The following is a 6,923-nucleotide window of genomic DNA, read 5'->3' on the forward strand; positions in this document are numbered from 1 at the left end:
TCCCGATATGTTGTGAATGGTCCTGTACATCCTGTCTTCACCTTACCACACCCGGGAGAGCGTCTAGTGATGTATGTCACACATGCGGCCGCTAGGTAAAAATAAAAGGGCTGCCTGGGCAGCCCTTATCTTCTTACAGCAGCGGATGCTCGTGCTTGGCCTTCAAGATCGACCAGCGGCGCTCCACCTCGCGCTCGAACTCCATCAGGAGGGCATGGTTGTCCTCCCGAAGCAGGTGCTTGGACTTGCCCATGTGCTTCAGCCATTCGGTCAGCGGCACCCGCTTGCTGCGGGCGTCCGGATCATAGGTGATGCGGGTCTGGCCGTGCTCCACCTCGTAGAGGGGGAAGAAGCAGGAGTCCACGGCCGCGTGCACGATCTTCTCGCCGTCCCGGTCGTCGGACTTCCAGTTCAGCGGGCAGGTGATCAGCAGCTTGCCATATACCAGGCCTTCATTCTGGGCGTACCATTGGGCCTTGGCCGCCTTGGTCACCAGATCCTGCGGGAACGCCTCCGTGCCGGTGAACACGTACGGAATGTGGGTAGCCGCCATGATCTGGGGCGTGTCCTTATGGTGGAACGGCTTGCCCTGCTGCTTCTTGCCGACGCCCGAGGTGCTCGTCATATGCCCGATCGGCGTCGAGTAGGAGAGCTGGGCCCCTGTGTTCATATACCCCTCGTTGTCGTACTCGAGGATGATCATGTTATGGTTCCGGAGCGCCGTGCCGATGGCGGAGCCCATGCCGATGTCCATGCCGCCGTCACCGGTAATCATGACGAAGGTGAAGTCCTCCGGCACGTCGATCTCGCCGCGCCGCTTGCGCTCGAAGAACGCCTCCACCGTGCCCGACAGGGTGGCCGGACCATTTTGGAACAGGTTGTGGATGAAGCTCTGCTTGTGCGAATTATACGGGTAACCGGTGGTCGTGATGTAGGCGCAGCCCGTGTGGAACAGCGTCACCACATTGCCCTCGATGCCCTTGAAGAACAGCTCCAGCGCAGGGAATATCCCGCAGCCCGGGCATGCCCCATGGCCTGCCGCGATCCGCTTGGGCTTGCCGGTCAGCGCCCGCAGCGGCGGAACCTTGACGGACAGCTTGCCCGTCTCCTCGTCCTTCTTCACCTGAATCAATCCGGAGTTGAAGGTGTCTCCGTGCATGGGAGCGATGACCGGCGCCAGCTTCTTGTCCGGGTCGCCCGGGGTCTGGCCGTAGTAATCGAAGGGCTTCTCGGCCGCCCCTTTCTCCATCGCATCGATGGCAAGACGGAAGAAGGCTTCCGCGTCATCCGCATAGAAGTCCTTGCCGCCCATGCCGAAAATCCGCGACAGCACGATAGGCTGTCCCCCGCGCAGCTCCTGGACCGCCGATTTCACCTCGTGGGTCAGATTGGCCCCGTTGGCGCCGTAGGAATCGGCCCGCTCGCCAACCAGCACGGCCTTGACGTTCCGCAGCGCTTCGCGGATCTCGGCCGCCGGGAACGGACGGATGATGTTCGGGCTGATCACGCCGGCCTTGATACCCTGCTCCCGCAGCTTGTCCACCGTGTCCTTGGCGGATTCGGCAGCGGAGTTCAGGAGGAACAGCGCCACCTCCGCATCCTCCATCCGGTACAGCTCCAAGGCGCTGTAGCGGCGTCCGGAGATGACGGCGTATTCCGCTGCCACCTCCTGGAACACCTCGCCGGCCCGGAGCATGGCATTGGACTGCTGGTAATGGTTGTTAACCAGATCGTCCCCGTTCATGTAGGCTCCGACGACGATGGGGTGGTTCACGTCCAACACGTGGGGGGCGGCCGGCGGCTGTTCGCCGACGAAGCGCTGCACCGTACCCCGGTCGGTAAACACCTGGACCTTGCGCTTCTGGTGGGAGGTGAAGAAGCCGTCATAAGCCACGATCACGGGCAACCGGACATCCGGATGCTCCGCCACACGCAGCGCCATAATGTTCATATCATAGACGGCTTGCGGCGAACGGGCGGTCAGGATCACCCAGCCGGTATTCAGGCCATAGTACAAGTCCGAATGGTCCCCTCGAATGTCCAAGGGGCCGCTGACGGCACGGGTCACCAGGTTCATGACCATGGGGAACCGGGTTCCCGCCTGAACCGGCAGCTGCTCGATCATATAGAGGAAGCCGTTGGCGCTGGTCGCATTGAACACGCGTGCCCCTGCTGCGGCAGCCCCGTAGCAGATGCCTGCCGAGCCGTGCTCGCCGTCAGCGGGAATCAAGCGGATGTCATGCTCGCCCCGGACGCGCATCATGTCCAGGTACTGAGCGATCTCTGTGGAAGGCGTGATGGGGAAGTAGCCCATCAGGTGGTAATTGATCTGGGCTGCCGCCATGGCCGCCATTTCATTGCCGGATTCGAAGACGGACTTCTGATCCGCAGGCTGAGATCCGTTCTTCAGGTCTTGTTCTTGCAGCGCCATTTAGATCTCCCCCTTGGTGGTCAAGTATGCAAAATGCTGCGGAACCCGGTTGCGTTCCGCGTATTGGTTCGCCTCGAGCAGCTCGGTCAAGGCTTCGGTCGGACAAGCCTCCACACATTTCAGGCAGCCCTTGCAGTATTGATAGTCGATGCCCTGCAGGAACATCTGCGGGTTGCCGCGCTTGTCGGCTCCCTTCTCCCAGACGAAGCACAGGTCCGGGCACACGGTGTCGCAGGCCGCACAGTGAATGCACTTGTCGCTGTGCCATTCCGGCAGATAGCCTTGGCGGGAGCCGCTCAGATCCTTCAGAACGCTGTTGGCCGTGACGGTCAGAATGCCGCCCGGCTCCTGCGTCAGGTACCCCAGCATGGGTTCGGCCCGCCGGAATTCCGTTTCGCCGCTGCCATCCCCCTCCAGGGTCTGGAAGCGGACCTCTTCGTAGCCCCGGTTGAAGGTGCGGAGGTTGGACTCCACCAGCTGGGGGCTCTTCTTCTCGAACGTCTTGCGAATGACAGTCCGCATGGCCTCCGGATCCAGGAACGAGCAGATCCGGAATAGGGCGCCCAGCATGGCCGTGTTGACCTTGGTCTTCTCCTCCACGGCGATCTTCAAGGCGTCGACGATGGCCAGTGTCCCCCGGGTCATCCGGAGATCCCGGGCGACGTCGCCGAACTCCCGGATGGAATTGACGAGGACGATGCCGCCGGGTCGCAGCCCGTTCACCACGTCCACGGATTTGTATAACGCTTCATGGAACACCCCGATGACATGGGGCTGTTCGATGGGGCTGTGATCCCGGATCTCTACGCCCGGCTCGCAGAACCGGATGAAGCTCTTCACGGGGGAGCCCTTCTTCTCGGAGCCGTAGCTCGCGAAGTTGGAGCCGTTCAGGCCCAAGCCGATGACGCCGGTCTCGGCCAGCATCTTGCCGGCCAGGTTGGCCCCCAGGCCGCCGATGGATTCCAGCCGGATCTCGTAGAAGCCGAGCTCGTTTTTGTCTGGCAGGATGGACACGCTGATTCCCTCATTCCCTGTTGGTCTATGGTTGATGGTCGACCTAACCTTACCATAGGGAATGTGTCCAATTTGTGATGCAGATCACCCGGTTGGCCGTGCATCCGACGCGCGAACCGCTTACAAGCGCAAAAAAAGCCTTCGTCTCGTCTTTTCGGTCAGACGGGACGAAGGCCAGTGGGTGGAATGCTCGAGACGATGATCAAATCTTCAATTCCCCAAGCTTGATCAGCTCGACAACCGCTTGTGAACGACCTTTAACGTTCAATTTTTGCATGACGTTCGAAATGTGTATTCAAACACGTAAAAAGACGCCGTTTATTTAACAGCGTCCAATTGACCTAATGGGGTAAACACATCGACTTGGCCTTCGGAATCGATGTTCACTCTCTTGATAAGCCGGCTTAGGATCAACCGTACTTTATCAGTGTCCTCGTAGTTCTCGAGTTGCAGCAACTCTTCTACAGCGGCGGATATTTCTTTCCGAAGAGCCGTTGTATCCTGTTGCTGTTCATGATCATGTTGGGCTTGAGTAAGCCGATTTGTGAGAAGGTTAATCTCAGTTTCGTATTGTTCCTTCTCGAACTCGTATTGTTCGGGGCTTATCTCTTCAAGCATATGCTGCCTGCGGATTGCAAACAATAGCCTACGATTATCCTCTATCGCTTTCTTGTACCTCGATATATCCTTCTCATAATCATGACTAGAAACGGATATTTTCTTCAACAACTCGTCAGTCCCCTTCTTGGGATCAATCAGGCTCCTGAGTTTGGTAACGACCCAAGAAATAACTTCGTCCCTGAAGGGTTGATACGGAATCCAATTACCGTTGGCACAACCGGCCTCACCTTGACGCCGTCGCTTACTACACATCAGGTAACGATATTCCTTGTTCTTCTTTCCAGACTTCATGGTAACCATTGCTGATCCACAGTGTTCGCAGAATACCATTTTGGCAAATACGTTCACATAAGCCTTACGACCGCCCCGTTGCCCGCCGCCGCGGATCAATCGAATCTCTTGTGCCCTTTGGAAGATCTCATCACTGACAATGGCTTCATGGGTTTTTGTTGTCGATCTCTCCCAGGTTTCCTTTTTGCGTTGAACAAGTTTCTTCTTTCGATCCGACATGTTATTCAGGTCATTGTATATTTTTGCCGTTTCGTACTTTCCGAACACATTCTCCCCTGTGTATGCCTCGTTTTGGAGAATTCTCTGCACGCTAGTTATCCCCCATACCCCTCCCTTGTAGGACGGAACAGGTTCCATACCATCAGAACCGTTAAGGGAATTGACGATGGCCTTCTCACCCATCTTCCGATTCACGTACATGTCGAAGATCATCTTTACAATCTCTGCTCGCTCATGATCTATTACAAGGGTTTTCCGGTTATCGATTACCGCCTTCTTATAACCGTAAGGTGCGATACTTCCGGTATAGTTACCCCTAATGGCTGATTGTCGGATTCCACGCTTAGAAGCGGTGCTGGTTTGTTCGCTAAGTTTCTGATTGACCACAGATACAATGCCAAATAGCATCTCGTTGTCCTCTTTCGCCGAATCGAAAAAGTCTTCGATTGAGATTAAGCGGATACTTAAAGCGTTGACGATCATGCGTTTCAAGCTTATTGAATCCAGGACATCACGGGAAAACCGGGACAGGGAAGAAAAAAGGATGACCCCAAAAGCGCCAGTCTGCGCTTCTTTGACCATCCTTTGTACGTCGGGCCGCCCCATGATCGACGTACCACTGTCGCGGTCCTCATACACCCTTACGACTTCCAACCCATGTTCCTGCGCATAAGCGTGACACGCTGCTAACTGATGCTCTGGGCTATCCTTCTGCGATTCTTTCGTCGTTGATACCCGGACATATATTGCGACCTTGTTTTCCTTCATTACACATTACCCCTGTTACATAATGTCTTATTATAGCGTCATTATACCCAGAAACCTGGTGCTTAGACAAGACTCTGGATACTTTTTCCTTAACCAAATCCTGCACTATTTCACTAAGGTTCCCTTCGCAAGGGACATAGCGGATTTTGAATCCTTTTCCCATAAAGACATCACCCGTATATGTTATGAGTGGAGGGCCTGTTTACTTACCTTGGACCTCCACTCTTCCGATTTTCATCTGGCACTTGCACCGATCATTTGTCTGAGAACACGGTTCTTGATCTCATTTGCCCAACGTCTTTTTATACCAGCCCGCAAGGCGATGTCTGTCATCTTCAGCCCCATCAGGAGCCCCTGCAGCACAACCTGCTCCCGCGGATCCGTGATCACTGCCGCGGCACGATCGACCCGATCCACCCGTTCCCGCAGTTCCCGCAGCCGGGTCACCATTTGGATGTACCGCTCATCGTCTTCTTCGTCCGGTGCCGTGCTGGGCGGCAACGTGGCCTCAATGCCGTACTTGGCCACCAAGGAGGACGCCGGCCCTCCGTCGATCTCTCCATCCATCCGGGCCAGCTGCTCCTCCAGGTCTTGAATCTTCTGCCGATTCCACGTGTAGGACTTGATGTCGGCCTCCATCTGCTGGAGAAGGAAGGAGGCGAGATCGATGCTCCGTTTCTGCTCCAACTCTTCATGGTGGTCCCACTCGTAACAGGCCGTAACGTGGCCGATGTGACAGCCGTGGACCCGGCACCGGGCACTTTCCCCCCACACGGTGCCGGGGCAACCCGCACATATGTTCTCCCTAAGGGCCGACAAATCCCCCATAGAGGCTTCACCTCCGGTGTATTCGTGAAACTACTTACGCCCGATTTTTAGCAAAATCGCAATTCCAAGGAACATCCAAAAAATGATGAGTGCAACACCAGATCTATCCATGGTCTACCTCCCATGATCCTCGTTATTCAATTTGATACGTCATCAAGCGCCTTTTGCACTTTCTTTGCTATAGTCTGATTAGCTTTCTCGAATTTTTCGTTACCCTCAAAAGCGTCCTGATTTTGCATTGACCATAAAATCCACCAAAGTTCATCCTCGGAGAAATAGATTGATTTCCCAGCCATGATGGACACCACCTATTCATTGAGTTTAATCAGCGCCGCCGGCGGACCGCGAGCTTCTGGATCCGCATCAGCTCACCTTGCTTGCTGTACCGACGGCTGTGCCGGATCATCGGCGCTATCTGGGCGTATAGCGGGCGGTCCTTCCGCTTCCTCCCGTAATACTCGTCAGTCTCTTTGATCAGCTGCCCCGAATGTTGCAAGCAGACCGGTAACATACTGAATTCCATCAGGCCATGCTCTTGGCATCCCGGTATGCTGCACTTCACGCCGGATCCCTTCTTCCCGCCAGGCGCCCGACCATCTTCTCCAGGTGTATCCGGTTCTGCTTTTCAAAATACCGCCGGACCGCATCGTCCGTATTGTCGACCAATAGCTCCTGCAGCTGCTTGCGGATCAGCCCGACGAAGGCCTGGCCGGCATCGTACAGCTCCGACGCTGCCCGGTTGATGTCGATG

At 55.9% G+C, this 6,923-nt stretch carries 7 protein-coding genes and 1 pseudogene; all 8 read right to left on the bottom strand.

Going from position 1 to position 6,923, the window contains the following annotated elements; all coding sequences use genetic code 11:
* Window positions 1–133 precede the first annotated feature (133 nt).
* Window positions 134–2,431 (bottom strand): thiamine pyrophosphate-dependent enzyme, encoded by a 2,298-nt coding sequence (locus ACSEXW_RS01950; RefSeq protein ID WP_438444395.1) that lies wholly within the window; start codon window positions 2,429–2,431, stop codon window positions 134–136.
* Window positions 2,432–3,445 carry a 2-oxoacid:acceptor oxidoreductase family protein gene (locus ACSEXW_RS01955; RefSeq protein WP_438444396.1) on the bottom strand — a complete coding sequence of 338 codons (1,014 nt, stop codon included), beginning with the start codon at window positions 3,443–3,445 and terminating at the stop codon, window positions 2,432–2,434.
* 202 nt (window positions 3,446–3,647) lie between these two features.
* A pseudogene (locus tag ACSEXW_RS01960) lies at window positions 3,648–3,737 on the bottom strand (LuxR C-terminal-related transcriptional regulator); the annotation flags it as partial.
* A gap of 26 nt (window positions 3,738–3,763) precedes the next feature.
* Entirely contained in the window at window positions 3,764–5,344 is a 1,581-nt protein-coding gene (locus ACSEXW_RS01965; protein ID WP_438444397.1) for a recombinase family protein, read from the bottom strand.
* A 234-nt stretch (window positions 5,345–5,578) separates the two neighbouring features.
* On the bottom strand, window positions 5,579–6,172 hold the full coding sequence (locus ACSEXW_RS01970; RefSeq protein WP_438444398.1) for a hypothetical protein: 594 nt from the start codon (window positions 6,170–6,172) through the stop codon (window positions 5,579–5,581).
* A 137-nt stretch (window positions 6,173–6,309) separates the two neighbouring features.
* A complete protein-coding gene (locus ACSEXW_RS01975; RefSeq protein ID WP_438444399.1) occupies window positions 6,310–6,468 on the bottom strand; it encodes a hypothetical protein in 159 nt (52 codons plus the stop codon).
* Between the two features lie 29 nt (window positions 6,469–6,497).
* Window positions 6,498–6,695: a hypothetical protein gene (locus ACSEXW_RS01980; protein ID WP_438444400.1), complete on the bottom strand. Its 198-nt coding sequence runs from the start codon at window positions 6,693–6,695 to the stop codon at window positions 6,498–6,500.
* A gap of 35 nt (window positions 6,696–6,730) precedes the next feature.
* A partial coding sequence (locus ACSEXW_RS01985; protein WP_438444401.1) for a hypothetical protein occupies window positions 6,731–6,923 on the bottom strand: 193 nt, incomplete at its 5' end.

This window comes from Oryzibacillus soli, assembly GCF_051594765.1.
GTDB lineage: Bacteria > Bacillota > Bacilli > Paenibacillales > NBRC-103111 > Paenibacillus_AR.

Bases quoted from the DNA above. Each gene is read 5' to 3' on its own strand.
- ACSEXW_RS01950 (WP_438444395.1), bottom strand. From the start codon at position 2,431: ATGGCGCTGCAAGAACAAGACCTGAAGAACGGATCTCAGCCTGCGGAT.
- ACSEXW_RS01965 (WP_438444397.1), bottom strand. From the start codon at position 5,344: ATGAAGGAAAACAAGGTCGCAATATATGTCCGGGTATCAACGACGAAA.
- ACSEXW_RS01970 (WP_438444398.1), bottom strand. From the start codon at position 6,172: ATGGGGGATTTGTCGGCCCTTAGGGAGAACATATGTGCGGGTTGCCCC.
- ACSEXW_RS01975 (WP_438444399.1), bottom strand. From the start codon at position 6,468: ATGGCTGGGAAATCAATCTATTTCTCCGAGGATGAACTTTGGTGGATT.
- ACSEXW_RS01980 (WP_438444400.1), bottom strand. From the start codon at position 6,695: ATGGAATTCAGTATGTTACCGGTCTGCTTGCAACATTCGGGGCAGCTG.